The organism is Nocardioides luteus, from assembly GCF_014648595.1.
Classification (GTDB): Bacteria; Actinomycetota; Actinomycetes; order Propionibacteriales; family Nocardioidaceae; genus Nocardioides; species Nocardioides luteus.
Window position 1 is genome coordinate 1 of sequence record NZ_BMRK01000034.1, and the last position, 25,424, is coordinate 25,424.

Sequence of the window (25,424 nt, forward strand, 5' to 3'; positions counted from 1 at the left end):
GACCCAGCATCACGCTGATCTCGCCCGCAGGCAGAGTCAGCGTGACGTCCTTCCAGATGAGTTGCTTGCCGAAGCTCTTGGTCAGCCCATCGATCTTCACGTCTACACCCATGCCACTTCTTCCTCAGTCGAATCGTTCGGTCAGCGGGGCGTGAGCCCGGCGATCTTCCAGCCGTCGCCGGAGCGCTGCATCGTCACCTCGACGCGCGAGGCGCTGAGGCTGGGCTCGGCTCCCGGTGCCGTCGTGGTCTGGGTGAGGAAGACCAGGACGGTGACCCGCGACCCGGTGGGCTCGACGACGCCGGCACCGGAGAGGGTCGCCTTCGTGGTGATCCGCTTCTGGGCCGCCGCCTTGGCGATGGGACCGTCGAGCAGCTTGGTGTAGTCGGTCCGGAACCGTCCGGTGGTCTGGTCCTTGGACCGAGCGAGGTCGCGCTCGAGCGTGCGGTGGTCATAGCTCAGCAGCGTGGGCACCCGGCTCTTGGCCGCGGCCAAGGCATCGGCACGGTCGCGCGCCCGGTCCGCGGCACGGTCGGCGAGCACGCCGAACACGATCGCGGCGGCCAGCGCCAGAACCACCAGCGCCACGATCGCCCACCGCAGCGGCTGGGACCGTTCGGTGGGGTCGGTCTTCTCGGTGGTGGCGGTCGTCCTCTCGGTCTTCTCGATGGTCACGGGATGAACTCCAGTCCGGACACGAGCCAGCGGCTCTCGACGTTCCGCATCTCGACCTTGACCCGGTAGTCACGTTGCTGCGGTGCCTTGGTGCCCGAGTTCGACACCGTGCCGGTCGCTGCGACGTAGACCGTCGCCTGCTCCTCGGTCGCGCGCGCCACCCCTGCCGAGACGACCTTCCCCTCGGCATCGACCTTGTTGGTCTTCAACGCCTCCTGCAGGGCGCTGGCCTGCTGCTTCAGATCGCTGCGGAAGGCCGCCGTGGCGCCCTCCAGCAGGGTCTCGAACGCCTCCTCCGAGTCCTTCGCGCTGACCGAGATCAGTCGGGTGACCTCGGTGGACGCCGCGGCGGCCGCCTCGGCACGCTGCTGCTCGGCGGTGACGTCCTCGCGCCAGGACCAGGCGCGCTGCCCCGCGAGCACGACCAGCCCGAGAGCCACCACCAGCAGGAGCGCGAACGTCCTCGTGGAGAGCCTCTGCATCGTCGCTACCGCCATCCTCACCACATCCCGACCGGCTCGAGGAACAGCTGCATCCAGGAGCTGTCCCGAGCGGACTCGTCCGTCGTCCCCCTCGACGACGGCTCGCCTGTCGAACCTTCAGGCGCGGTCGAGGCCGCGTTCGGATCAGTCCCATCGGGCCAGCGCCCCTTGCCGAACTCGAGCCCGCACGAAGAAGGCAGGTGCCCACGCTCGCTGGAGTTCGGACAGGGCTGGTTGCGAGCGCCGCGCACCGAGGACGGATCGCTGGGTGCGGTCTCGCAGTGAGCGAGCCGGTCGACCTTGCGTACGTTCTCCTCGGACGGACTGCGTCGATCGTCCGTGGACAGATAACCCGTCGTGCACGACGGTGGATTGTTGACGCCTGCGCGTAGGTCCAGCTGCACGTCGCCCTCCTTGGCCCGCGGATTGACCGTCTGTTGAAGCCGCCCGATCGTGGCGGGGTACACGACCAGGGTCTGCTGGAGCTGGGGAAGATAGGTGTTGAGCACCTCGCCGTTGACCATCAGGTTGTCCAGCAGCATCGGCAGGGTCGTCTGGACGTCGTCGAGGGTCGTGGTGGTCCTGTCCAGACCCGTTCGACCGTCGCGAAGCAGCGAGCGCAGCTCGGCGTCGTGCGCCGCGAGCTCCGTGGTGAGTGCGCGCAGCGACGCCATCGACGACACGGTTCTCGGCGCCATCTCCTCCTGGGTGGCGAGCACCGGCTCGAGCGCGCGGATCAGCTCGGTCGTCGAGGTCACCTCCTGCTGGGCCGTGTCCATCAGGGTGCTGGCGTCCCCGATCAGCCGGCTGATGTCCTCGCTGCTCGACCCGAGCCCGGTGTCGACCTGGTCCAGCACGTTGCGGGTCTCCTGCTGCGGCACCGACTCGAGCAGGTGGTTGACCGCATCGAGCACCGGAGCGATCTGGGGCATGGCGACGGTCCGCGAGGGCGGCAGCACATCACCGCCGGCCAGTGCCGTCTCGGTAGCGGACCTCGAGACCAGGGAGACGTACTGCTCCCCCACCGCGGAGGTGCTGTGGAGCTCGGCGTCGACGTTTCCCGGGATCCGGGTGCCGTCGTCGAGGCGGAGGGTGGCGGTCGCCGCGTGCGGGGTGATCTCGAGGTCGGTCACCTGTCCGACCTTGACGCCCCGGTAGGTGACCAGAGCGCTCTCGTAGAGCCCACTGGCATCTTCGAACTCGGCGGTGACCTGGTAGACGCCGATTCCGAGCATCGCCGGGATCCGCGCGTACGTGAAGATCATCAGCCCGAGCGCGAGAGCCGTCAGGCAGGCGAAGACGCCCAGCTGTCGTTTGACCAGTCTCGTCAGCAGCATCAGCAGTCTCCCAGATTCTCGCTCGAGCAACCCGAGAGCCAGGTGTCGGTGAGGCTCGAACCGCGGAGGTCGAGTGTCGCGAACAGGTTGGTGTAGTCGCCGCTGATCGCGTTGGTCGTCGTCATCGCCGGGAACGGGATGGTGAGACCGATCTTGAGCGCCTCCGGGATCGAATCACCGACCTCGCCGAGGCTGGTCAGAATGGGCCGCAAGGCGTCGAGGTTCGCGAGCAGAGCCCCACGGCTGGCCCGGATGACCTTCGTCGCCTGGGCTCCGGTCTCGCCGGTCCGGGTGACCACGCGGACGAGGCTCTGCCGCTCTTCCTCGAGCGTACGCAGCCCCGGTGCGATGTCGTCGATCGCGTTCGCGAGGACCGTCCGGTCCTCGGCAAGGCCGGCGGAAAGCCTGTCGAGCGCCTCGAGCGCCTCGACGATCTCGCTCTTGTTGTCGTCGAGCACGGCGAGCAGCTCGTTGGTGCGCCGCACCAGGCTGCGGGTGTCGGGGACCCGATCGTCCAGCGCAGCCGCCAGCTCCGAGGTGATGGTCTTGATCTGCGACAGCCCGCCATTGTTGAGCAGCAGCGCCACCGCGCCGAGAACCTGCTCGGTGGCGGGGTGAGTGCCGGTCTGGGTAACCGGGACCCGGGCTCCGTGCTGCAGTACCTCGGTCCGCTCCCTCGCTGCCTCGATGCTGCTGGCACTGCTCGGTGACGAGGCTGGCCCGGGCGCGCTGACGTCTACGTACTGAGCGCCGAGCAGGGTCTTCTGTCCGATCGCGAAGGTGGAGTCTGCCGGGACGCGGGCAGACTTCCTCAGCCGGAGCCTGACCTTGGCCTGCCAGTCCGAGACGGTGATGCCGGCCACGGTTCCGATGACGACGTTGTCCATCTGCACGGCGGAGTTCGGCACCAGGTTCGCGACCTCGTCGAAGGTGACGGTGACGGTGTAGCCGTCCGAGCCGACGCCCGGCTGGCCAGGGAGTGTGTGGTCGTTCGGCTGGAGGCTGGTGCAGCCGGTCAGGCCGATCACGAGTGCGGCCGCAGTCGCCACGATCCGCGTCTTCATCGGTCGCCTCCGAGTTCGGTGCCGAGCAGACCGGGCAGAAGAGGCTGTACGCCCTCGAGTCCCGCGCCCAGGTCAGGGAGAGGTGTCGGCGGTCGACCGGGGTCGACGGGTGGGGCCGCCGGGGTCGACCCGGCAGCCGCCTTCCCCGCCGCGCGCCTGTGAGCGGTCTTGATCAGGTCGACGAGCGGCGCCAGTGCGTCGCGGCACTGCTGCGCGGTGCCGCCGGCCCCGAGCACCGCGCCGCAGACGAGCTGGGCGGCGTCGTTGAGCCCGGTCAGGGAGGCCCGGCCCGTGATCGCCTGCTCGTCGATGACGTTGAAGAGGTCGATCAGGGCTGTCGGGGCCATCTGCAGGATCGCTGCGAGCTGGTTGGACCGGTCCGCGAGGGCCGCGCTGAGGAGGTTCAGGTCGCGTACGGAGCGCTCGATCCGGGATCGGTTGTCGTGAGTGAACTCCCCCGTCGCAGACAGGGCCTCGGAGAGCTCCTCGATCGCCGCGGTGAGCTCGCGCCGGTTGGTGGCCAGCACCGCGGAGACGTCGCTGAGCTGCTCGGTGAAGCCGGCCACAGCAGCATCGTTGACGGCCAGGTTCTTGGTGAAGCTGTTCAGGTTGGAGACGGTCGTGAACATGTCGGCGCGTCCATCGGAGAGAGTGGCGGTGGCGCTGCGGAGGCCCTCGACCGCTTCTCGAAGCTGCTCGGCGTTGCCGTTGCGGAGGTTGGCGTCCAGGTTCTCGATGGCGCTTCGCAGCGGCTGCTTGCCCGAGCCCGCCGGGGCCAGCGCGGTGGAGAGGTCCGTGAGCTGCTTCTTGACCTCGTCGAACGAGACCGGCACCGCGGTGCGGTCCAGCTCGATCTGCTCGCCGTCGGACATCGCCGGACCGCCGGTGTAGGCCGGTGAGAGCTGGACGAACCGCCCGCTGACCAGGCTCGGGGAGACGATGGCGGCGCGGGCGCCGGCCGGGATTCGCTGCCCGCCCTCGACCTCGATCCCGACTTTCACGCCGTCGTCTTGCGGGTCGACCTCGGTGACTCGACCGACCGCGACCCCGAGAACTCTGACGTCGTCGCCCTCGTAGAGCCCATCGGCGTTGCTGAAGACCACAGTCACCACCGTCGAGCGGGTGTCCTTGACGGCGTAGTAGGCGCCCGTGGCCAGGAGGAGCAGCGCGAGCCCGATCAGGACGCGGCGCAGCACAGGGCTGGAGGAGATGGTCACTTCACGACTCCCGAGACGATCGGCGCCAGTGTGCCCGGCGAGGTGAGGTTCTGGATGTACGCGTCGAACCACGGTCCGGTGGAGATGGCCTCCCCGATCCCGGTGACGTAGCCGCGCAACCCCGTGATGGCAGCCTGCAGAGCGGCCTTGTTCCGGTTGAGCACAGTGACCACCGCGTCGACCTGGTCGAGCGCCGGTCCCAGCGTGGCGCGGTTGTCTTCGACGAGACCCCGCAGCTGGGTGGAGAGGTCCTGCACGCTGGCGAGGAGGCTCACCACGACGGCCTGGCGGGCGTTGAGCTGCTCGAGCAGCGACTCTCCGGAGACGAGCAGGGTCTCGATCTGCTCGTTGCGGCTCGCCAGGACGTCTGAGACCCGCGCGGCACGAGCGAGCAGCGCGCGAAGCTCGTCCTCGTTCTCCTCGACGGCGGCAGTCAGGTCGGTGACGCCCTTCAGGGCGGGGCCCACGTCGTCGCGGGTGCCGCTCAGGGCCTTGCTGGCCTGGTCGAGCGCGCCGGCGAGCTGGTCCTTGTCGATGTCCGCCGTGGTCGTCGTCAGCTCGTTCAGGGTGGCGGTGAGGTTGTAGGGCGAAGACGTCCTCGACGTCGGGATCGTGTCGCCGGGGCCCAGGCGGCCTCCGCCGGACGGGACGAGCTCGACGGCGGCGCGGCCGAGAAGAGTGACGGTGGTGATGCGCGCCTCGGTGCTGCTGCCGAGCTCGACCTCGCGGTCGGTGAGGACCAGGTCGGCGACGGCCTCGTCGCCGTCGAGACGTACGTCGCGAACCTTGCCGACCCGGGCGCCGGAGACGGTGACGGCGTCCCCGTCCTTGAGACCACCCACCTCGTCGAAGGCGGCGTGGATGACGTTGCCGCCGCCCACGAGCGGGAGCTTGTCGTAGTTGAGGCTGGCCGTGACCACCAGTGCGATCGCCATGGTGCCGATCAGGCCCCGGGCGGCATTCTGAGCGGGCGTTCGGAAGGTCATCGCTTGCACCTCTGCGCGTCGGACATGATCCATGGAGTCGTCACGGTGGCATCGGCCTGGACCCGGACCCCACACAGGAAGAAGTTGAGGTAGTTGCCGTACGAGGTGGCGTTCTGGACCTCCGCGTAATGGTTCGGCAGCTTCTGCAGCACCTGCTGCAGGGTGCTCCGCTCCTGGTTGATGCCGTTCGCGGTCTTGGTGAGCTGGGTCAGGTCGGCGGCGAGGTCTCCCCTGCCGGCCTTGACCAGGGAAGCCGCCTCACGGGCGAACCGATCGGTCTTCGCCGCGGCGTCGAGGATCTGGGTGTCCTGCTGCTCGAGTCCGTGAAGGAGCTGGCTGAACTGGTCGATGAGCTCCTTGATGGTCTCGCGCTTGTCGTCGAGGGTGCCGACGACGGTGTTGAGGTTGCGGATCACCTGCCCGATCAGCTCCTGGCGGTTCCCCAGAGTCGTGGTCAGTGAGGCCGCCCGCTCCACCAGGGTGGAGATGGCTGAGCTCTGCCCCTGGAGGATCTTGACCAGGTCTTCGGAGAAGGCGTTGATCTGTGCCGGGGCGAGACCCGCAAAGAGCGGTTTGAACCCGTTGAGCAGCAGGTCGAGGTCGAGAGCGGGCCTGGTCCGCGAGACCGGGATGGTGTCCCCGGCCGAGATCGGTCGCGCCTCCGGGTCGGGTCGGCTGAGCTGGACGATCCGGTCACCGATGAGGTTCCGGTACTGCACCGTCGCCTCGGTCGAGGCGTTGAGCTGCTGGTCGCGAGGGACGTCGAAGGAGACCCGCACGGTCGCGTCACGCTGAACCTTCAGCCCTGTGACCTTCCCGACGTCGACGCCGGCGATCCGGACCGAGTCGCCCTTCTCGAGGCCCGAGACGTTGGCGAAGACGGCGTCGTAGGTGATCCGGTCGCCGGGACGGTGGGCGGCGGTCACCACTCCCACCCAGTAGGTGAACAGCCCCGCGACGACCAGGAAGATGCCGAACTTGACCAGGTCCGAACGCTCCTGGCGCCGAACCTTGCTGTTGCCGGTCAATGCTTGCCTCCTGCGGCGTTGGCGCCCCCGGCCAGCAGGCCGAGCAGCGTGGTGAGCGTGTTTTCTTGGAGCGTGGGCTGCTTGCCGGCGTGAGGGTTCGCCCCGGACACGAAGGTCGGCACCGCCTGTGCCTCCTCCTCGTTCACGTACGGCAGCCCGTAGCACTCGGGTCCGCTGGTGTCGCCGATCTTCGGCAGGTTCCGCTCGTACGTGTAGGGGTCACGCCCGGGGACGATGCGAGTGATCGTGGTGATGCCCGGATGCGTGCCTCCGACGGCGGCCTCGGCGAGCTTGTTGGCAGAGGCGAGGCCGAGGATCGTGCAGGGCAGCTCCGGGGAATAGCGCTCCACCATGTTGGTGACCGGTGCTGTCAGCTTCAGTGTGGTGGTGAATCGCTCTCCTGAGCTGTCGAGCAGCCTGGAGGCACTGTTGTCGAAGGAGAGCAGACTGAGCTCGAAGGCGTGCAGCGACTTCTGTTGGGTGGTCAGGGTCTTGCTCGTGACGGCCGCCTGGTCGGCCAGGGCCACCAGGTCCGGCCGCGCGGTCTCGTAGGTCCGGGCGACGCGCGCACCCGATTCGATGTCGCTGGTGAGCGTGCTCAGGTAGGGGTTGAAAGAGGTGAGGTAGTCGTTGGTCTGGGTGATCAGGAGCCCGATGTCCTCGCCGCGCTGGTCCACCGCCTGCGAGACCGCGGTGAGTGCGGCCGCGACCTCGGCGGGCTTGGCCGTGTCGAGCACCCGGGTGAGGTTCTCGAACGCCTCGTCGACTTCGACCGTGACCCGGTCGGCGTCGATCGTGGAACCGGCTTGGATCCGCTCGGCGCCCGGCTCCCCGGGGTTGAGCTGGATGTACTTCGCTCCGAAGGCCGTCGGCGGGACGATCTCGGCGGTCGTGTCGCTGGAGATCTGATCGAACTCGCCCCGGTCGATGTCGAGCCGGATCGAGACCCCGTCTCCGGCGTCGTGGTCGATCGCCCCGACCCTGCCGATCACGACGCCACGGAGCTTGACCGCGGCCCCCGAGGTCAGTGTCAGCCCGGCTCTGTCGGAAGAGACGGTGAGCGGGACGGTGGAGCGGAAGAGGCCCTGGTAGCTGGCGACGGTGCCGGCGACGAGCGCGAGGATCAGCGCGACGAAGGTCAGCCCGTAGGCGACGTGACGATCAACCATGCCGCTCACCCCGCGATGTGGACCGACGGACCGCCCCAGATGGCGATGCCGAAGATCAGGTCGACGAACATGATGGCGACGAGGGCCGAGCGGACCGCCCGGCCGACCGCGCGGCCGACACCGGCGGGCCCGCCCGAGGCCGTGAACCCGTGGTAGCAGCACACCGAGACCACGACCAGCGCCATGATCGCGACCTTCAGCATCGAGAGGAACAGGTCTCCAGGGATCAAGAAGGTGTCGAAGTAGTGCTGGTACGTGCCGGGCGGCTCGTCGTAGCCGACGGTCACCACGAGCCGGGTGGCCAGCCAGCACATCATCACCGCGATCGCGTACAGCGGGATGACGGCGATGAGCCCGGCCATGATCCGGGTGGTGACCAGGTAGGGCACCGGCGGCACCGCCATCACCTCGAGCGCGTCGATCTCCTCCGAGACCCGCATCGCACCGATCTGAGCGGTGAAGCCCGCTCCGACGGTCGCGGTGAGCGCGATCCCCGCGATGATCGGAGCTACCTCGCGGGTGTTGAAGTACGCCGAGAAGAACCCCGACAGCGCAGAGACACCGATGTTGTCGAAGGAGGTGTAGGCCTGCAGGCCGACCTCGATGCCCGAGGCTGCGGTGAGGAAGCCGATCACGAGGACGGTCCCGCCGATCAGTGCGAGGGCACCGGTCCCCATCGCGACCTCGGCCAGGAGCCGGACGACCTCCTTGCGGTAGCGCCGGAAGGCGTGGGGGAAGTGGGAGTAGGCACGCCCGTGGAAGGCGAGCTGCTCGCCGAGCTCACGGAGCGCTGATGTGTTGACGGCCATCTCAGGATCCCTGCTTGAGCTGGAGGAAGAGTGTGCTGATAACGCTGTTGGCGGCGAACAGGAGCATGAACGCGAACACGACGGTCTGGTTCACCGCTTCACCGACGCCCTTGGGCCCACCTTTGGCGTTGAGACCCAGGTAGCAGGCGGTCAGGCCGGCCAGGAGGCCGAAGACCGCTGCTTTCGCCTCGGCGGCGATGAAGTCCGAGAGCCCGACGAGAAGCGTGAGGTCGTTGAGGTAGAGCCCCGGGGTGGCCCCCTGCAGCACCACCGAGAAGAAGTAGCCACCGACCAGGCCGACGACCGTCACCAGGCCGTTGAGCGCGATGCCGACCAGGGTCGAGGCGACCACGCGGGGCACGACGAGACGTTGGATCGGGTCGATGCCGAGGGTGGTCATGGCATCGATCTCCTCGCGGATCTTGCGTGAGCCCAGGTCCGCGCAGATCGCGGTGGCGCCGGCCCCGGCGACGACCAGGACGCTGACGATCGGCCCGATCTCACGGACGACGGCGACCGCGGCGCCGGCGCCGGCGCCGGCCAGGTCGACCGCGCCGATCTCGATCAGGAGCTGGTTGACCTGGAAGATGATGACCACGCAGAACGGGATCGCGACCAGGAGCGCCGGCCAGAACGAGACCGTGGTGATGAACCACGCCTGAGAGACGAACTCGCGGAACTGGAACGTCCTGGTGAAGCCCTTGCGGAAGACCGAGACGACGAAGGCGTAGAAGTCACCGAACGACGCCAGCGCCTTGAAGACGGCATGGGACTGGAGCGCCTCGGCAGCGATCCGCTGCCGTTCCGGCGTCATGCCACGTGGACCGGATCGCTCGATCCGGTCGGTCGGAGCCGCGGTCATGAAACGGCACGACCGTTGATCGTGATCACCGGCAGGCGCAGCGCGGCCGGAGCCTCGGCCGGCACCATCGGCCGCTTCGGACTGACCGGCGCGATCCTCTTGTAGGGCGCGCCGAGCGGCGGCCGCGGGTCGGCCTCGCCCTTGTTCGGCCACATCGACATGGCACGCTCGGCCTGCGCGGTGATGGTCAGGCTCGGGTTCACGCCGAGGTTGGCAGAGATCGTGGAGCCGTCGGTGATGTGCAGCCCGGGGTGGCCGTGCACGCGGTGGTAGGCGTCGACGACGCCGCTCTCCGCGCGGTCCCCGATGACGCAGCCGCCGAGGAAGTGGGCCGTCATCGGGATGTTGAAGATCTCTCCGACGCCGGAGAAGGGTCGTCCGTCGATCTTCTCGCTGATGCTGCGGGTCGCCTCGTTGGCGACCGGGATCCAGGTGGGGTTCGGCTCGCCGTGCCCCTGCTTCGAGGAGAGCCGCAGCGACCCGCGGCCGAAGCGCCGCTTCTTGCCGAAGACGGTGATCGAGTTGTCGCTGGTCTGCATGACCAGTGCGATCACCGTACGCTCCGCCCAGGTGCGCAGCCCCAGGTAGTGACCGACGAACTGGCCCGGGTGACGCAGGATCTGGCCGACCCACTTCACCGCCCGCGGCACTCGGCCGCCGCCGTCGGTCATGACGGTGGTGAGCAGCCCCATGAACCCGGAGCCGGCGCCGTACCGGACCGGTTCGATGTGGGTGTGGTCGTTCGGATGGATCGAGCTGGTGATGGCGACGCCTCGGTTGAGGTCGCCCTCACGCCGGGCCCCCAGTCGGGTGCTCGCGGTGCACAGCGCCTCGGAGTTGGTCCGAGTAAGCTCTCCCAGGCGGTTCGAGAGGCCGGGAAGCACCCCTTGCTGCTTCATGGTGTGCAACAGCTCCTGCGTACCCCAGGTGCCTGCAGCGACGATGACCTGCCCAGCGGTGATCGTGCGCGCGGTCCGGCGGCGCGAGCAGCCAGACTGGTGAGTGACGATGCGATAGCGGCCGGCGTACGGGATGATGCTGTCGACGGTGGTGAGCTCTCTGACCTCCGCCCCGCCCCGCTCGGCGAGATGGAGATAGTTCTTCAGCAGCGTGTTCTTCGCGTTGTGCCGGCACCCGGTCATGCACTCACCGCACTCCAGGCAGCCAGTCCGGTCGGGGCCGACGCCACCGAAGTAGGGGTCCTTGACGGTGACGCCCGGCTCCCGGGTCTCGCCGCGACCGAAGAAGACCCCTACCGGCGCGGGACCATAGGTGTCTGCCACCCCGAACTCGGCAGCCACGGCGCTCATGATCTCGTCGGGCCGCGTGGTCGTCGGGTTCGGCCGTACCCCGAGCATCCGCTTAGCCTGGTCGTAGTACGGAGCCAGCTCCTCACGCCAGTCGGTGATGTGCGACCACTGGGCGTCGCGGTAGAACGCGTCCGAACGCGGCTCATAGAGCGTGTTCGCGTAGACCAGGGAGCCTCCGCCCACACCGGCACCCGCGAGCACGACCACATCACGGAGGAGGCGGATGCGCTGGATCCCGAAGCACCCGAGTCGCGGTGCGTACAGGAACCTGCGCGCGTCCCACGACGTCGAGGCGAAGTCCTCGTCGCGGAACCGGCGACCGGCCTCGAGCACCAGGACCCGATAGCCCTTCTCGACCAGCCGCAGCGCGGCGACCGAGCCGCCGAAGCCGGAGCCGACCACGACGACGTCGTAGGTCTGTTCGGGGCGCGATGCTCTCACCGGGCTCTCCTGTCATTCGTTCGGAAAAGTGCCGCCCGTCACACGAACGGGCCTGCGTAGTCCATCAACGGGCTGGAGGCGGGCTCTAGTGGCCGCGCCCAAATGTCGAGGCCCCCGTTGTGCGCCACGCCAAAGGCCTCCTGTGGCGGACATGAAGTGGTAGCGGTCACAATGTGGGTTAGCCTGGCCAGCCAGGCCGCCTACCGAGCTCAGGAGGGATCTGAACTTGACCATCGACGCACTTCCAGCCGATGTCGCGGCCTGGCTTCCGGCGTTCGTCGCCGACGAGCTCCGCCCGGAGATGATCGAGGGGTGGGTTGCTCGGACGAGCAGCGCGATCCGGCGCGAGCTTCCTGAGATCGCCTCGGAGCCGGACTTCGTCGCGGCGCTCGACGAGGCCGTCAGGGAACACTGGCTCGCCTTTCTGGCCGCATTCGTCCAACCCGAGTTCCGGGCTCACCTACCCGGCGCGGGCGGTCGGATGGCTCGCGAGGTCGCCGGGCGCCAGCTGCCGCTCGAGCTCCTGATCAAGATCTACCGCGCCGCCCAGCAGGAGTCCTGGCGCTACGTCACCGGTGTCGTCAACGCGCTCCCGGCCGACCAGATCGACCAGGCTGGGTTGCTCATCTTCCTCTGGGGGCGAGCGAGCTCATGGATCGACGCAGCCATCACGGACTCCACCGAGATCTTCCATGCCGAGTGCTCCCGTCACGCCAGGGGCGTGGTGGCACAGCGCTACGAGGTCGTGAAGGCCCTTCTGGTCGGAGAGCCCACCGACCCCCGCCACACCGCGGCCGCCCTGGGCGGTTATCCGTTGTCGGTGCAGCACACCGCCCTGATCCTGGACACCGCGGAGGCGCACGCGATCGACGAGCTCGACAGGATCGCGCGTGAGGCGGCCCGCAGGCTCGGCGGGAGCAGCCCGCTGGTGGTGCATCCTGGCGGGCGCCAGCTGTGGGCCTGGATCGGCACCCGGGACCAGCCGAAGCTGGACGGTCTCGACGATCTCGCTCCCAGCCTGCAGAGCATCAGCGCCGTCATGTACGTCGGCGCGCCTGCGTCCGACCAGGATGGCTTCGTCAGCAGCCACGACGACGCCCGCCGCACCCAGCGGGTCGCCGCACGCGGCACCACCTCCTCGCCGGTGATGCGCTACGACCGGGTCGAGCTCCTCGCCCTGCTCGGCTGCAGCGCCGAGGTCGACCGGTTCGTCGATCGGGTGCTGGGGCCGCTGGGGTCTGCCGACGAGGCCGCGGCCCGCATCCGGGAGACCGTCCTCGCCTTCCTGTCCCACGGCGGGAACGTGGAGGAGGCCGCCGAGCAGCTCTGTGTGCACCGCAACACCGTCCGCTACCGGCTCGGTCGGGCCGAGGAGCTGCTCGAACGGCCGGTGGCCAAGACCGGGGACGAGCTCCGGCTGGCGATCCAGCACCGCGACCTGTTCCACACCCGCGGCAAGTAGGCCGCGGGCAGGTCCTACCGCCGAGCGCCCGATGTCAGCCAGCGGTGGAAGGTGTCCGTCGCTGCGCCTGAGAGCGGGGCACCGTGGCCGAAGCCGACCGCAGTCGCGTCCTGGGGGAACCTGGCGTACTGCTCGTCGCGGACGACGGGTCGGCGGCGAGGGCATCAGGACCGACCGCGAGCCCGTCACGGTGGAAGACGGCGTCGCCGACGAGCAGGATCGACATTTCGGCGCGCCCTCACACCTGCTCACTTGCGCGAGAAGACAATAAGCCCGTGTTCCGGCCTACCGCACTGCTCAGCGCAGACGAAGAACCCCGCCTGGCCGGCGGATGCCGGATCAGACGGGGTTCATCAGGTGGTGCGTGATACTGGGTTCGAACCAGTGACCCCTTCGGTGTGAACGAAGTGCGCTACCACTGCGCCAATCACGCATGTGCGGCGATCGCTCGCTGCAGCCGAAACATTACCGCACCCCGCTCGCGGGTTCACATTCGGGACACGCCTCGGACCTTCACCTCGCGCGATCGGTCGCCGCTGGCGGCACCGTGCGCAGCCCGGTCGGGAAGGAGGCGGGACGTACGATGCCGCAGCCGCAGGTCTAACCGCGCGCGGCGAGAATGCCGCGCGGGTCGAAGGCGACCCGGATCTCGGTGATCAGGCCGTCCTCGACGCGCATCCAGTTGGCGGTCGGGGCGGGGTCGGCGGCGGCGGTGTGCAGGTCGAACCAGGTGATCACGCTCGAGTCGTCCGCGAGCCGCTCCTTCACCTCGATCTTCTCGAGGATCCGGGACATGCCCTGGAGGCCTGCGACGCACTCGTCGGCGTTGTCGATGGTGGCGAGGGGGCCGACGAAGCTGACGTCGTCGGCGAGCAACGAGCGCAGGCGGGTGAAGTCGCGCTCCTGCCAGGACGTGACGTACGCCTCGGCGAGCTCGGCAGGGGTTGCGGTCATGGTGGTCTCCTCAGGTCGTTCGGGCTTTCACGAACAATCCTGGTCGCGCCGTAGCGAACACTCAAACAGATAGTTCTGCTGATTGCTATCATCAGAAGCGATGGAAATCGGACAGCTCCGCTACTTCGTCGCCGTAGTCGACCACGGTTCGTTCACGGCCGCGGCGCAGCGGCTCCACGTCAGCCAGTCCGGGATCAGCGCGCAGCTGGCCAAGCTCGAGCGCGAGCTCGGACACGACCTGCTGGTGCGCGGGCCGCGCAGCGTACGGCTCACCCACGCCGGCCAGACGCTCCTCCCCCGTGCTCGAGACGCGATCCGGGCGATCGAGAGCGTGCGGCAGAGCGCCGAGGAGCTCAACGACCTGATCCAAGGCCACGTACGCCTCGGGATGATCGCCGGCTGCACGATCCCCGGCTTCCTCGACGCCGTCGCGGCCTTCCACGCGAAGCATCCGGGGGTCGGCGTGGAGCTGGTCGAGGACACCTCCGACCGGCTCCAGCAGCGTACGCTGGCCGGCGAGCTCGACCTCGGCCTGATCTCCCACGCGGGACCGGTCGTCGAGGGCCTGGCGACCGAGTCCGTCAACGACGAGAGGCTCGCCGTGATCACGCCGCCGACACACCGCCTCGCCGGCACGAGCGTCACCCTGGCCGACCTCCACGACGAGGTCGTGCTCTGCATCCCGTCGGGCACGGGCGTACGCACAGCGCTGGAGCAGTCATGCGCACGAGCGGGCGTGAAGGCGAGGGTCGACCTGTCCGGCTCCAACCCGGAGACGCTGCTCGGCCTGACGGCTCGCGGGCTCGGCGTCTGCGTGCTCGCCGAGTCGATGGCGACCGGCACCGACCTGGTCGCGACCCCGATCGAGGACGCCGAGGTGCGCGCCGGGCTCGCCCTGGTCATCCGCGAGGGCGACCAGCAGCGCGCCACCCGGCGCCTCTACGACCTGCTCCGCAGCCGGCTGGGGGTCGGCGCTCAGGCCGCCTGAGGGTGACGGATCCCCGGATGCTCCTGCGGCAGCGAGCGCTGCAGCACGAGCCAGCTCACCAGCAGGCACAGCGCGACCAGGGGCCAGCTGAGCGCGACCCGGGCGATGGCCAGCGCAACCACGTCGCCGGACCACCACAGCGGACCGAAGATCGCGACCCGGACGACGTACTGACCGACCCAGACCCAGCTCGCCAGTGCATAGCCACGCAGCAGGGCGGGGTCGCGACGCCAGGCGCCGCGCTGGCGCAGAACAAGTCCGACGACGACGCCGAGCAGCGGCCGGCGGAAGACGATGCTGACCAGCCACACCAGCGCGCTGGCCGCGTTGGCGGCGACCTGGATGACGAAGAAGTCCTCCGCCCGCCCCGTACGCAGCGCGATCATCGCCGCAACCGCGACTCCGGCGACGCCCAGCAGCACAGCTCGCGGTCTACGACCCCTGCGCCACTGCCAGAGCGCGATGCTCGCCGCCACCACGAGCGCGACCACCGTCGCGACCCACAGCTCCCCGCTGGCCAGCCACCCGATCACGAACGCGACCGGCGGGATCGTGGCGTCGATCGCCCCTCGCGCACCCCCGAGCAGGTCGGCCAGGGTCTCGTCGTCGGGACGGCGGGTGGCGGTGGGTTTCACGTGGTAAGGCTACCCTTACTTGATGCCCGTGGGATACCCGGTCGACCGGGTATCCCTGGACATGACGGGCACTGAAACACCCATCAAGTCCAGGAAGTGCCCGTCAAGCCTCGCCAACCGTCTCACCTGTTGAGCGCCTCACCCGCGGGCATCGGGACCTCAGACCGATGCGGCACCGCGCGGCAGCGGTGCCTCCCACTGGCGCCACATCGCGAGCAGCCGCCAGCCGGCGCAGACGACGAACGCGGCCGCCATCACCAGCGACGGTGCACCGCCGAAGAAGAGCCCGAAGGCGGTGACCGAAGCGCCAGCGAAGCCCGGGATCGCGTAGAAGATGCTGCGTCGCAGGATGATCGGCACCCGACCGGCGAGGACGTCGCGGATCACGCCGCCACCCACACCCGTGGCCAGGCCCATGACCGCTGCCGAGAGCGGGGAGAGCCCGAAGTCGAGCGCCTTGACGGCGCCGGCGATGACGAAGAGCCCCAGGCCGAGGGCGTCGAAGACGTTGACCATCGGCTCCAGCCGGCCCAGGGCGGGATGGAAGAAGAAGGTCAGCAGACCGGCGGTCATCGGCACCACCAGGTAGCGCCAGTCCGACAGCGCGGCGACCGGGGTGGCGCCGATCGCCATGTCGCGCAGGAAGCCGCCCCCGAGGCCGGTGACGCAGGCGAGGACGACGACACCGAAGATGTCCAGCTCCTTGCGTACGGCCATCAGCCCGCCGGAGAGCGCGAAGACGAAGCACCCGACCAGGTCGAGCACGAGGATGGTCATCGTCGGTTCCACCATCAAATGGTCGCCTCGCACATCCCTAAATCCCCAAATGCCAAGGCCACGCGGCATGGGCACCCCATACGATGCTGGTCAGTGGCGTAGGGTCGTCACAACCGTTTCTAGAATTGAGAAGAGGATGTCGGCCGAAGGATTGCCCCTGACTCCGGGCCAGCTCGAAGAGCAGGCTCCGGATGAGGTCGGTCCCGTCCTTCTGCGGCTCATCTCGGTCAGTGACGATGGTCTACGCATGCTTCTCGTCGACGACGAGGATCGTGAATACACCGCCGACATCGACGACCGTCTCCGTGCAGCACTCGAGGCTGTGTCGACCCGCCGATCGGAGCAAACCGTGAACAAGACACCGAGCAGCAGCCTGCGGCCCCGTGACATTCAGACCCGTATCCGTGCGGGTGAGAGTGCCGAGGAGGTCGCCGCTGTCGCCGGCACCACGGTCGAGAAGATCTTGGCCTTCGCCGGCCCCGTCCTCGCCGAGCGCGAGCACATGGCACAGCGCGCCCAGCAGGCATCCGTACGCCGTCGGCCCGGCGAGGCCGCCAGCACCGCCCGCACGCTGGGGGAAGCCGTCGCGGCCCACTTCCAGACGATGTACGTCGACCCCGAGTCGGTCAACTGGGACTCCTACCGTCGTCCCGACGGCCGCTGGAAGCTCACCGGGGAGTACGAGACGGCCGAGCGCTCCGGCATCGCTGAGCTCACCTACGACGCTGCCGGCAACTACGTCGAGCTCGACAATGACGACGCCCGCTGGCTGACCGGCGAGAAGCTCGAGGCCCCCGCTCCCGAGCCGGAGCCGGTGACCGACGACATGCTGGCCGCCCGCCGCCGTCGCGTAAAGAGCCCGGCGGCTCCGGCCCCGACCGCTCCTCCCCCGGCACCCAAGCCGGTCCACGAGCCAGCCGCGGCCCACGTCGACGTCGACACCCCGCTCGAGGCGTTCCTGGGCGACGACGAGTCCCCGACCGAGAAGCAGGCCCCGGTCCCGGCCGAGCCGGCAGCGGAGCCGGAGGTGACCGAGATCCCGGCCGAAGCGCCTGCCGAGCCCGCTGCGGAGGCGGAGCCCGCGCCGGCCGAGGAGCCCCAGCCGAAGCCCGCCAAGAAGTCCTCCTCGCGCCGCAAGCGTGCCTCGGTGCCGAGCTGGGACGAGATCATGTTCGGCGGCGGCAAGCAGGAGTAGGACCCACAGCTCGACCCGTTCACGGACCGGCCATCGGCCGGTCCGTGACGCATTTCCGGCGCGTTCACACGCCGCCGATGAAGTGGTGCAGGCAGTTCTCCCACCCCACTCTCGGAGGCCTCGATGCACCTGCCCGCCCCGTTGACCCGACGTACGTTCGTGACCGGATCCGCCGTCTCCGCAGCCGTGCTGCTGGGGACCGGATCGATCCCCGCCGAGGCGATCTCCGCCGTCGGCGCCAAGCCCCTCCCCGACTATCCGTTCACCCTCGGCGTCGCCTCCGGCGACCCGCTGCCCAACTCGGTCGTCCTGTGGACCCGGCTCGCGCCGGTACCGCTCGCCCCCGACGGGCTGGGCGGTATGCCCGCCCGGCCCGTCAAGGTGCGCTGGCAGGTCGCCGAGGACCCCGCCTTCCGCAGGGTCGTGAAGTCGGGCACCGTCACCGCCACCCCCGCGCTGGGCCACTCGGTCCACCCGGAGGTCTGGGGCCTGCGGCCCGGCCGCGACTACTGGTACCGCTTCGAGGCCGCCGGCGAGGTCAGCCCCGTCGGTCACACCCGGACAGCACCTGCGTACGGCTCGAAGGTCGCCGAGCTCGCCTTCGCCTTCGCCTCCTGCGCCCGCTGGGACCAGGGCTACTACACCGCCTACCGCCACCTCGCCGAGGAGGACGTCGACGTCGTCTTCCACCTCGGCGACTACCTCTACGAGTACGGCATCAACGCCACCGGCGGCACCCGCAACGTCCCCGTCGACGCAACCTTCGCCCGCGAGACGACCGACCTGGCGCGCTACCGGATGCAGTACGGCCTCTACAAGTCCGACCCGGACCTGATGGCCGCCCACGCGGCCCACGCCTTCGTGGTCACCCCCGACGACCACGAGGTCGAGAACAACTGGGCCGGTGAGACCCCTGAGGAGTCGAGCCAGTCGAAGGGCGAGCTGTGGCTGCCGCGGCGTACGGCCGGGTTCCAGGCCTACTACGAGCATCTGCCGTTCCGGGCGAGCGCGCTCCCCGACGGGCCCGACATGCAGATCTACCGCCAGCTGCGCTACGGCGACCTGGTCGACTTCAACGTGCTCGACACCCGGCAGTACCGCGACGACCAGGCCTACGGCGACGGCTCCGACCCGGCCTCGCCCGAGCTGACCCCGGACATCTACGACCCGACCCGCTCGATGATGGGGCTGGAGCAGGAGCGGTGGCTGCAGCGGAACTGGAAAGGCTCACGGGCCCGCTGGCAGGTGCTCGCCAACCAGGCACCGATGCTCGAGACCGACCTCGACGAGACCGACGCCAAGACGCTCTACATGGACCCGTGGGACGGCTACGTCGCCAACCGCAACCGGCTCCTGGCCGGCGCCCAGGCCAACGGTGTCGACAACCTCGTCGTCATCACCGGCGACCGGCACCAGAACTACGCCGCCGACCTGCGAGCCGACTACGACGACCCCGGGTCCCCGGTCGTCGCCAGCGAGATCGTCGGCACCTCGGTGACCAGCGGCGGCAACGGCGCCGACATGACCACCGGCGGCGAGTCGCTCCTGCGCGCCAACGACCACCTGAAGTTCTTCAACGGCCAGCGCGGCTACGTCCGCGCCCGCCTCACCCGCGAGACGCTCACCAGCGACTTCCGGGTGATCCCGTACGTCGACCGGCCCGGCGCCCCGGTCTCCACCCGCGCGACCTATGTGGTGGAGAACGGTCGTCCCGGCGTACAGCTCGACACGCAGAACGCGCCCGTCGGGACGAAGTTCGCCGAGATCGAGATGCCCTCGACCACCCGCTGATCGACGGGAAGCGGCCTCAGCCGAACGGCAGCGGCTCGGGCACCAGGGAGACCGACTGGGCCCGGGCCGCGGTCAGCCGACGACGGTGGTGCTGGCGGCAGAGGACCTCGTAGGAGACCGTGCTGGGTGCCTGGTCGGTGTCGCCGACGACGACCTGGTCACCCTCGACGACCATCACGCCGTCCTCGACGCGGGCGTTGTGGGTGGCCCGCTTCCCGCACCAGCACAGCGCCTCGACCTGCAGCACCTCGGTGCGGTCGGCGAGCTCGACCAGGCGCGCGGCGCCCGGGAAGAGCCGGGTGCGGAAGTCGGTGAGGATGCCGAAGCAGAAGACGTCGATCTGCAGCTCGTCGACGATCTTGGCGAGCGCCTCGATCTGCTCGGGCGTGTAGAACTGCGCCTCGTCACAGATGAAGTAGTCGATGCGGGCGCCGTGGGTCAGCTTGTCGACGAGGTAGCGCCAGAAGTCGAAGTCGTCGGTGACCTCGATCGCGTCGTGGGTCAGACCCAGCCGCGAGGTGACCACCGCCGAGCCGGAACGGTCGTGGGCGGTGAAGATCAGCCCCACCCTGCCACGCGCCGCGTGATTGTGGTTGGTCTGCAGTGCGAGGGTCGACTTCCCCGCGTCCATCGTCCCGGTCCAGAAGGTCAGCTCAGCCACCCGGAGAACACTAGTGGTTCACGACACCAGCAGGGGGATCAGCATCTCGTCTGGCGTCAGTGATCCGTGCAACCCCACCAGGGTCGTCTCGTAGTGGAACAGGCTGGTGGAGACCACCGCGTGCTCTCCGTGAGAGGCGACGATGACGTCGCCGAGCCGCGGCAGCACCGACGGCGTGACCGGACCGAACCAGCCCCGCCGGACCGCGGTCTCCCGGGTCATCACCTCGGCCTTGTCGCCCAGCCTCTCCGACCAGGTGGCCACCACGTCGTCGACGGCCCCGCGCGAGCAGTAGAGATGACGGAAGCGTGCCTCGCCGCCGACCAGGGCGACACCGTCGCCGAGCTCGGGGAAGTCGTCGATGTCGGTGCGGGAGGTCGACGGCGAGTCGACCATGCCGTGGTCGGCGAGCACCAGGAGGCGTACGGACCGGTCCAGGGCGTCGCGGAGCTGCTCGGCCTCGGCGTCGATCATCGAGAGCTGCTGCAGCCAGGGCGAGGACGCGACGCCGTAGCGGTGGCCGGTCCAGTCCAGGTCGCCGTCGTAGAGGTAGGTCAGCGAGCCCGGCACGCGCGAGAGCGCGACCGCCGAGGCGATCCGCTCCCCCACCCGGTCGGCGCCGACGAACTCGGCGCCCCGGTGGGCCGCGACGGTGAGACCGGACTGGCCGAAGGCGCGCTTGTTGATGACCGTGACCGGCACCCCGGCCTCACCCAGCCGCTGGAAGACGGTCTGGTTGGGCTGCCACTCGACCGGGTCGACATCCTTGCGCCACTGCAGCGCGTTGAGCAGGTGCTCGGTGCCGGGGATGCGGGAGGTGTAGCCGACCAGGCCGTGGCCGCCGGGAGTCAGCCCGGTCCCGAACGAGGTGAGGCTGGTCGCCGTCGTCGACGGCACCCCGGCCGTACCCGACTCCTGCACCTCGCTCAGCGAGGCCAGGAACGGCGCCGCGTGCGCATAGCGCCGCAGCAGGTTGGTGCCCATCCCGTCGACCAGGAAGACGACGTACGCAGCAGCCGGCGGCAGCTCGAGACCGGGCCGTGCCTCGGCGGTGCCCAAGGGGACGTCCATGGCAGCGGCGACCGCCGGCAGGACATCACCCAGTGAGCGCTCCCCGTAGGCGGGGGCGAGAAACCCGGTCACCGCCGGTCACCGACGGTGGGTGCGAGCCGAGAGCGATTCAGCGAAGGAGAGCAGGCGGTCGACCGAGCCGTGACCGTCGGCGGCGGCCGAGACGCGCAGGGAGAAGTCGTCGGGGGTGAGGACGCCGGTGTAGCCGTGGTCGGCCTCGCAGTTCGGGTCCGAGCAGCCCGCGGGCTCGAGGTCGACGCGGTTGACGCCTCCCCAGCCGATCGTCATGACCACCTCGGCCGGCTTGCTCGACCCCTCGGTCGGGTTGGTGATCATCCGGGTCACCACGACCGAGTTGACCGAGTCGATGCGCACGGCCTCGGTCGAGGTGGAGGTGTAGGGCTCGGGCAGCAGGTCGTCGCCGGCGTGCTCGTCGGTGTGGGCCAGGATCAGCCGGGTCGGGGTCAGCACCAGCACGGAGAGGTGGCGGCGCACCTCGTCACGGTCGAACGTCGGCTCGTGGTGCAGGAAGAAGGACGACACCTTCTCCCCCGCCACGGCAGAGGCGACGCAGTCGGCCACCACCTCGGGGTAGTAGCCGGTGCGGTCGATCTCTGCGCGCAGGTCGTCGGCGCGGTCGAGATCATCGGTGCGGGTGCTCATGACACCCATCCTTCCACGACTAGCCAGGAAGGGTGTCGCCCACTGCCGGGTTGAGGCGGCGTACGAACCAGTCCGAGCGCGGATCGGCGACCAGGTCGACCCGGGCGGTGGCGGTGAGGACGGCGGAGTACTCCAGGCCGACGAGCACCAGGGAGAGGTCGAGGGAGGAGATCTGGGGCAGGTCGTTCTGCAGCTGGGCGACCTTGAGCACGAGCCGCTCGATCTCGTCGACGTCGACCATCTCGCCGCCGCGGTAGCCGAAGAGCATCGGCGCCGCCTTGATCTCACGCACCATCGAGGCGGCGTCCCGCTGGGACAGCGGCGGGATCCGGTAGGCGCGGTCGGCGAGGAGCTCGGTGATCGCGCCGGCGATGCCGAAGGAGACGACCGGCCCGAACAGCGGGTCCTCCATCGAACGGATCGTCACCGGCACGCCCGGCGGCGCCGTACGCTGCACCGCGAAACCGCCCGTCTCGGGCGGGATCCGGCTGGTGATCAGCTCCCAGGCCTCAGTCATCTCCTCCACGTCGTCGATGTTGCGTACGACGTGGGCCTGGTCGGGCCGCTCCCGGACGCTCTCGACGGTCGCCTTGAGAACGACGTCCCAGCCGAGGTCCTCGGCGGCGGCGATCGCCTCCTCGAGGGTGCTGACCCGATGGGTGTTCCACAGCTTGATGCCGTACGCAGCCAGCACCATGCTCAGGTCCTCGCGGCTGAGCTCGCCGCCCGTCGGGCGCGCGGCGAGCACGTCGGTGACGATCTTGCGGGCCGTGCGCGGGTCGCACTCGTCGGCGCTGAGCCACGGCGTCTCGCCGTCGGCGGAGCGGAGCCACACGGCGTACTCCACGACCTTGGCCAGCGCGCGGACCGCCGACTCAACCGAGGAGTAGGACGGGACCGAGCCACGGCCCGCGGTCGAGCCGGCGACGTCGGGGACACGGAGCAGCTCGGGCACACCCTCGGCACCGAGGAAGCTGGTGACCAGCGGCTTGTCGGACTGCTCGCCGACCGCGGCGAGCACGTTGGCGATCTCCTCGCCGGAGACGTTGAGCGGCGGGATGTAGACGGAGATGACCGCGTCGACCTCGGGATCGTCGATGGCCGCGTCGAGCGCGTCCTCGAAGTCCTCCGCGCTCGGCTCGGTGGGCAGCGGGACCTGCTTGTTGACCTGCAGCCCGACCGAGACGGCCGCGTCAGCGGCCAGCAGGCCCAGAGCGTCGGAGTTGCCGACGATGGCCACGCGGCGCCCGCGCGGGAGCGGCTGGTGGGCCAGGAGCTGGGCGACGTCGAACATCTCGTCGAGGGTGTCGACCTGGATGATCCCGGCCTGGCGGAACATCGCGTCGACCGCGGCCGGCGGAGCGCTGATCTTGCGCACCGCGTGGCCCATCGGCACACCCTGGGTGGTGCGACCGGAGCGGACCGCCACGATCGGCTTGCGCTGGGAGACGCGGCGCGCGATGCGGGAGAACTTTCGCGGGTTACCGATCGACTCGAGGTACATCATCACGACCTCGGTCGAGTCGTCCTCCTCCCAGTACTGCAGGAGGTCGTTGCCGGAGACGTCGGCTCGGTTTCCTGCGCTGACGAAGGTCGACAGACCCAGGCCGCGGTTGTTGACCTTCTCCAGGATGGCCGAGCCGAGCGCACCCGACTGGCAGAAGAAGCCCGCACGACCGCGCGGCGGCATCGTCGGCGCGAGGCTGGCGTTGATCTTGACCTGCGGGTCGGTGTTGATCACGCCGAGCGCGTTGGGGCCGATCAGCCGAAGTCCGTAGGAGCGGGACAGGTTCACCAGCCGCCGCTGCCGCTGGCGGCCCTCCTCGCCGGTCTCGGCGAAGCCGCTGGAGATGACCACCAGGCCGTGCACGCCCTTGGCGGCACAGTCGAGCACCACGTCCTGCACGGCGTCGGCGGGCACGGCGACGATCGCCACGTCGACGTCGTCGGGGATGTCCTGGACGCTCTTGTAGGCCGGCATCCCGCTGACTGCGCTGGAGCTGGGGTTGACCATGTAGACGCGGCCGGTGAAGTCGCCGATCACCAGGTTGCGTACGAGCGCCTGACCCACGGTCTCCTGGCGCCGGCTGGCGCCGATGACCGCGACCGAGCGCGGGTTGAAGAAGCGGTGGATCGAGGCCGCCTCGGCCTCGTGCTCGCGAAGAGCCAGGCGGCCGACGGCGGTATCGGTGACGTCGATCCCGAACTGCAGCGAGATGACCCCGTCCTCGTAGACGCTGGCCACCTTGTAGCCCGCGTCGCGGAAGGTCTGGATCATCCTGGCGTTGTCGGGCAGCACGTCGGCGGTGAACTTGCTCAGCCCGCGCTCACGCCCGGCCTGGGCGAGGTGCTCGAGCAGGATCTGGGCGATCCCCCGACCCTGGTAGTCGTCCTCGACGAGGAAGGCGACCTCGGCCTCACCGGGCTTGACGACGTCGTAGCGGCCGATGGCGATCATCCGCCCCCGCAGGGTCAGGATGAACGCCACCCGGTCCTTGTGGTCCACCTCGGTGAAGCGCGCGACATCGCGCGCCGACAGGTGCGGCATCGGCGAGAAGAACCGGTAGTACTTCGACTCGTCGCTGACCCGATGGTCGTAGAAGTCGACCAGCAGGTCCTTGTCCGCCGACCTGATCGGACGGATGTGAGCGGTCCTCCCGTCGCGCAGCAGAACGTCCGCCTCCCAGTGGGAGGGGTACGGAGGGCTCTGCTGCGCGGTCACGAGAGCAATCTAGCGGGCGAGGCCAGCCTCCCGCGCGAGCAGCCGCCGTCAGTGCCGTACGACGTTGTCGCGGTCACGCTTGTTGAGCACCCGCCAACCGTCGTAGTCCCAGTTCCGGGCCAGCTTCTGGGCATGCTTGGGAGCATCCCCCTCGTGGTTGCGGAGCACGAGCTCGCGTACGGCGAACTCCACCGCCTCCTGAGGCGTCGTCGCGCCCGAGATCCGCTGGATCTCGGCGAGCAGCTCGTCATCGAGCTCGATCTGGGTGACAGCCATCTTCAAGCACCTCCATGTGCGTTGAACCGGTGACTCCGGACTCCCTCCAATGTACGCGGAAGTGCAGGTTTGGAAAGGGCTGAGCAGGGTCGGCCTGAAGGCATCCGTCTCAGGCGGCGAGCACGTGGTCAACAAGTACGCGGCGGAGCCTGCGCTCTCCCGGGGTAATGGGTGGTGGGTCTGGGCGCCAGGTGTCCGGTGGTGGGCTGGTGTAGGTGTGACCTGTGGGAGTGACGGTGGTGATGCTGCCGTCGGGGTTGGGCCTGGATCTCCAGCCCTCGGATTCCTTGGCCTGATTGCATCTTTCGCAGAGGCCCTGGAGGTTGTCGGCGCTCGTCGTGCCGCCGTCTGCGCGGCGTTGGATGTGGTCGATGTTGCGGATCGGGGCGTCGCAGCCGTTGGTGCGGCAGGTGCCTTCGTCGCGGGTGGTGATGAACTCGGCCAGCCCGTCGGGTGCCTTGCGCGACCGTGACTCCATCGCGACCAGCTGACCTGCTGGGTCGGTGAGCAGGCGGCGGACGAAGACCTCGGCGTCGGTGAGTGCATCGCGTGCCCAGGCGGCTGGGACGGGTCCGTAGCCCTCGACCATGGCAGGCTGGTCGGCGTTGTTGGTCAGGGAGTCGGCGGTCATCACGATCTTGACCTCGACCTTCGGCTTCACGCCGGCTTCCCTGCCGGTGACGCGGTCGACCAGTGTGTCGGCCATGACCTGGCCTCGGGTGCGTTGGTCGCCCGCGGCTTGGGCTGCCTTGGCGGCCTGGTCGAGGGCCGCGAAGACCGCGACACCGTCCTTGACCGGGAGCAATGCACCGAGCCAGGTCATCGTGTCGGGTGCGGGCCGCACGCTGA

General features: G+C 69.3%; 24 protein-coding genes, 1 tRNA gene and 1 pseudogene. 4 read left to right on the plus strand and 22 right to left on the minus strand.

Going from position 1 to position 25,424, the window contains the following annotated elements; all coding sequences use genetic code 11:
- The 12 genes and pseudogenes from IEY81_RS24585 to IEY81_RS23500 all read right to left on the minus strand — a co-directional run.
- Positions 1-112, minus strand: a pseudogene (locus IEY81_RS24585) (ABC transporter ATP-binding protein); the annotation flags it as partial.
- Between the two features lie 29 nt (positions 113-141).
- Positions 142-675: an Rv1363c family protein gene (locus tag IEY81_RS23450; protein ID WP_189120913.1), complete on the minus strand. Its 534-nt coding sequence runs from the start codon at positions 673-675 to the stop codon at positions 142-144.
- Positions 672-1,172, minus strand: coding sequence for an Rv1363c family protein (locus tag IEY81_RS23455; RefSeq protein WP_189120914.1), 501 nt, complete (start codon positions 1,170-1,172; stop codon positions 672-674). The genes IEY81_RS23450 and IEY81_RS23455 overlap by 4 nt, the downstream gene beginning before the upstream one ends.
- Positions 1,173-1,174: 2 nt before the next feature.
- Positions 1,175-2,494, minus strand: a complete 1,320-nt coding sequence (locus IEY81_RS23460; protein ID WP_189120915.1) for an MCE family protein — start codon at positions 2,492-2,494, stop codon at positions 1,175-1,177.
- The gene (locus tag IEY81_RS23465) at positions 2,494-3,558 is read right to left on the minus strand and encodes an MCE family protein (protein WP_189120916.1); all 1,065 of its coding nucleotides are present in this window, start codon (positions 3,556-3,558) and stop codon (positions 2,494-2,496) included. The genes IEY81_RS23460 and IEY81_RS23465 overlap by 1 nt, the downstream gene beginning before the upstream one ends.
- A complete protein-coding gene (locus tag IEY81_RS23470) occupies positions 3,555-4,775 on the minus strand; it encodes an MCE family protein (protein WP_189120917.1) in 1,221 nt (406 codons plus the stop codon). Before IEY81_RS23470 ends, IEY81_RS23465 begins: the two co-directional genes overlap by 4 nt.
- Positions 4,772-5,761 (minus strand): MCE family protein, encoded by a 990-nt coding sequence (locus IEY81_RS23475; RefSeq protein WP_189120918.1) that lies wholly within the window; start codon positions 5,759-5,761, stop codon positions 4,772-4,774. Before IEY81_RS23475 ends, IEY81_RS23470 begins: the two co-directional genes overlap by 4 nt.
- Positions 5,758-6,789 carry an MCE family protein gene (locus IEY81_RS23480; RefSeq protein WP_189120919.1) on the minus strand — a complete coding sequence of 344 codons (1,032 nt, stop codon included), beginning with the start codon at positions 6,787-6,789 and terminating at the stop codon, positions 5,758-5,760. Before IEY81_RS23480 ends, IEY81_RS23475 begins: the two co-directional genes overlap by 4 nt.
- Positions 6,786-7,958 carry an MCE family protein gene (locus tag IEY81_RS23485; protein ID WP_189120920.1) on the minus strand — a complete coding sequence of 391 codons (1,173 nt, stop codon included), beginning with the start codon at positions 7,956-7,958 and terminating at the stop codon, positions 6,786-6,788. The genes IEY81_RS23480 and IEY81_RS23485 overlap by 4 nt, the downstream gene beginning before the upstream one ends.
- A gap of 5 nt (positions 7,959-7,963) precedes the next feature.
- Positions 7,964-8,767, minus strand: a complete 804-nt coding sequence (locus IEY81_RS23490) for an MlaE family ABC transporter permease (protein ID WP_189120921.1) — start codon at positions 8,765-8,767, stop codon at positions 7,964-7,966.
- A 1-nt stretch (position 8,768) separates the two neighbouring features.
- Complete coding sequence (locus IEY81_RS23495; protein ID WP_229788122.1) at positions 8,769-9,581, minus strand: MlaE family ABC transporter permease; 813 nt, start codon at positions 9,579-9,581, stop codon at positions 8,769-8,771.
- Between the two features lie 44 nt (positions 9,582-9,625).
- A complete protein-coding gene (locus IEY81_RS23500; RefSeq protein WP_189120923.1) occupies positions 9,626-11,380 on the minus strand; it encodes a GMC family oxidoreductase in 1,755 nt (584 codons plus the stop codon).
- Positions 11,381-11,606: 226 nt separating this feature from the next.
- Between IEY81_RS23500 and IEY81_RS23505 the strand changes: the two genes are divergently transcribed.
- Positions 11,607-12,842, plus strand: a complete 1,236-nt coding sequence (locus tag IEY81_RS23505) for a PucR family transcriptional regulator (RefSeq protein WP_189120924.1) — start codon at positions 11,607-11,609, stop codon at positions 12,840-12,842.
- Between the two features lie 358 nt (positions 12,843-13,200).
- Here IEY81_RS23505 and IEY81_RS23510 read toward each other — a convergent pair.
- Together IEY81_RS23510 and IEY81_RS23515 are read right to left on the minus strand one after the other, a co-directional pair.
- A tRNA-Val gene (locus IEY81_RS23510) sits at positions 13,201-13,275 on the minus strand.
- A gap of 167 nt (positions 13,276-13,442) precedes the next feature.
- Complete coding sequence (locus IEY81_RS23515) at positions 13,443-13,796, minus strand: nuclear transport factor 2 family protein (RefSeq protein ID WP_189120925.1); 354 nt, start codon at positions 13,794-13,796, stop codon at positions 13,443-13,445.
- A 100-nt stretch (positions 13,797-13,896) separates the two neighbouring features.
- Between IEY81_RS23515 and IEY81_RS23520 the strand changes: the two genes are divergently transcribed.
- Complete coding sequence (locus tag IEY81_RS23520) at positions 13,897-14,784, plus strand: LysR family transcriptional regulator (RefSeq protein WP_189120926.1); 888 nt, start codon at positions 13,897-13,899, stop codon at positions 14,782-14,784.
- On the opposite strand, the gene IEY81_RS23525 is transcribed toward IEY81_RS23520, so the two are convergent.
- Both IEY81_RS23525 and IEY81_RS23530 read right to left on the minus strand, forming a co-directional pair.
- Complete coding sequence (locus IEY81_RS23525; protein WP_189120927.1) at positions 14,772-15,419, minus strand: DUF3159 domain-containing protein; 648 nt, start codon at positions 15,417-15,419, stop codon at positions 14,772-14,774. The two genes, IEY81_RS23520 and IEY81_RS23525, sit on opposite strands and share 13 nt — an antisense overlap.
- Before the next feature lie 159 nt (positions 15,420-15,578).
- The gene (locus IEY81_RS23530) at positions 15,579-16,196 is read right to left on the minus strand and encodes a trimeric intracellular cation channel family protein (RefSeq protein ID WP_189120928.1); all 618 of its coding nucleotides are present in this window, start codon (positions 16,194-16,196) and stop codon (positions 15,579-15,581) included.
- Between the two features lie 136 nt (positions 16,197-16,332).
- Here IEY81_RS23530 and sepH point away from each other — a divergent pair, with 136 nt between their 5' ends.
- Both sepH and IEY81_RS23540 read left to right on the plus strand, forming a co-directional pair.
- Positions 16,333-17,391, plus strand: coding sequence for a septation protein SepH (sepH, locus tag IEY81_RS23535; protein ID WP_268244517.1), 1,059 nt, complete (start codon positions 16,333-16,335; stop codon positions 17,389-17,391).
- 123 nt (positions 17,392-17,514) lie between these two features.
- On the plus strand, positions 17,515-19,182 hold the full coding sequence (locus IEY81_RS23540) for an alkaline phosphatase D family protein (protein WP_189120930.1): 1,668 nt from the start codon (positions 17,515-17,517) through the stop codon (positions 19,180-19,182).
- Between the two features lie 16 nt (positions 19,183-19,198).
- On the opposite strand, the gene IEY81_RS23545 is transcribed toward IEY81_RS23540, so the two are convergent.
- The 6 genes from IEY81_RS23545 to IEY81_RS23570 all read right to left on the minus strand — a co-directional run.
- Entirely contained in the window at positions 19,199-19,843 is a 645-nt protein-coding gene (locus IEY81_RS23545) for a thymidine kinase (protein ID WP_189120931.1), read from the minus strand.
- An 18-nt stretch (positions 19,844-19,861) separates the two neighbouring features.
- Positions 19,862-20,986, minus strand: a complete 1,125-nt coding sequence (locus tag IEY81_RS23550; RefSeq protein WP_189120932.1) for an alkaline phosphatase family protein — start codon at positions 20,984-20,986, stop codon at positions 19,862-19,864.
- Positions 20,987-20,992: 6 nt separating this feature from the next.
- A complete protein-coding gene (locus IEY81_RS23555; RefSeq protein WP_189120933.1) occupies positions 20,993-21,577 on the minus strand; it encodes a DUF5998 family protein in 585 nt (194 codons plus the stop codon).
- Positions 21,578-21,596: 19 nt separating this feature from the next.
- Positions 21,597-24,299: a bifunctional acetate--CoA ligase family protein/GNAT family N-acetyltransferase gene (locus tag IEY81_RS23560; protein WP_189120934.1), complete on the minus strand. Its 2,703-nt coding sequence runs from the start codon at positions 24,297-24,299 to the stop codon at positions 21,597-21,599.
- A 48-nt stretch (positions 24,300-24,347) separates the two neighbouring features.
- Positions 24,348-24,575, minus strand: coding sequence for a type II toxin-antitoxin system VapB family antitoxin (locus IEY81_RS23565; RefSeq protein WP_189120935.1), 228 nt, complete (start codon positions 24,573-24,575; stop codon positions 24,348-24,350).
- Positions 24,576-24,684: 109 nt separating this feature from the next.
- Positions 24,685-25,424: HNH endonuclease (locus IEY81_RS23570; RefSeq protein WP_189120936.1), on the minus strand; the 740-nt coding region annotated here is incomplete at its 5' end.

What these genes read in the sequence shown, in the direction of transcription:
- IEY81_RS23455 (WP_189120914.1), bottom strand. Translation starts at nt 1,172, where the DNA reads ATGGCGGTAGCGACGATGCAGAGGCTCTCCACGAGGACGTTCGCGCTC.
- IEY81_RS23460 (WP_189120915.1), bottom strand. Translation starts at nt 2,494, where the DNA reads ATGCTGCTGACGAGACTGGTCAAACGACAGCTGGGCGTCTTCGCCTGC.
- IEY81_RS23465 (WP_189120916.1), bottom strand. Translation starts at nt 3,558, where the DNA reads ATGAAGACGCGGATCGTGGCGACTGCGGCCGCACTCGTGATCGGCCTG.
- IEY81_RS23475 (WP_189120918.1), bottom strand. Translation starts at nt 5,761, where the DNA reads ATGACCTTCCGAACGCCCGCTCAGAATGCCGCCCGGGGCCTGATCGGC.
- IEY81_RS23485 (WP_189120920.1), bottom strand. Translation starts at nt 7,958, where the DNA reads ATGGTTGATCGTCACGTCGCCTACGGGCTGACCTTCGTCGCGCTGATC.
- IEY81_RS23490 (WP_189120921.1), bottom strand. Translation starts at nt 8,767, where the DNA reads ATGGCCGTCAACACATCAGCGCTCCGTGAGCTCGGCGAGCAGCTCGCC.
- IEY81_RS23495 (WP_229788122.1), bottom strand. Translation starts at nt 9,581, where the DNA reads ATGACGCCGGAACGGCAGCGGATCGCTGCCGAGGCGCTCCAGTCCCAT.
- IEY81_RS23515 (WP_189120925.1), bottom strand. Translation starts at nt 13,796, where the DNA reads ATGACCGCAACCCCTGCCGAGCTCGCCGAGGCGTACGTCACGTCCTGG.
- IEY81_RS23520 (WP_189120926.1), top strand. Translation starts at nt 13,897, where the DNA reads ATGGAAATCGGACAGCTCCGCTACTTCGTCGCCGTAGTCGACCACGGT.
- IEY81_RS23530 (WP_189120928.1), bottom strand. Translation starts at nt 16,196, where the DNA reads ATGACCATCCTCGTGCTCGACCTGGTCGGGTGCTTCGTCTTCGCGCTC.
- sepH (WP_268244517.1), top strand. Translation starts at nt 16,333, where the DNA reads ATGTCGGCCGAAGGATTGCCCCTGACTCCGGGCCAGCTCGAAGAGCAG.
- IEY81_RS23540 (WP_189120930.1), top strand. Translation starts at nt 17,515, where the DNA reads ATGCACCTGCCCGCCCCGTTGACCCGACGTACGTTCGTGACCGGATCC.
- IEY81_RS23555 (WP_189120933.1), bottom strand. Translation starts at nt 21,577, where the DNA reads ATGAGCACCCGCACCGATGATCTCGACCGCGCCGACGACCTGCGCGCA.
- IEY81_RS23565 (WP_189120935.1), bottom strand. Translation starts at nt 24,575, where the DNA reads ATGGCTGTCACCCAGATCGAGCTCGATGACGAGCTGCTCGCCGAGATC.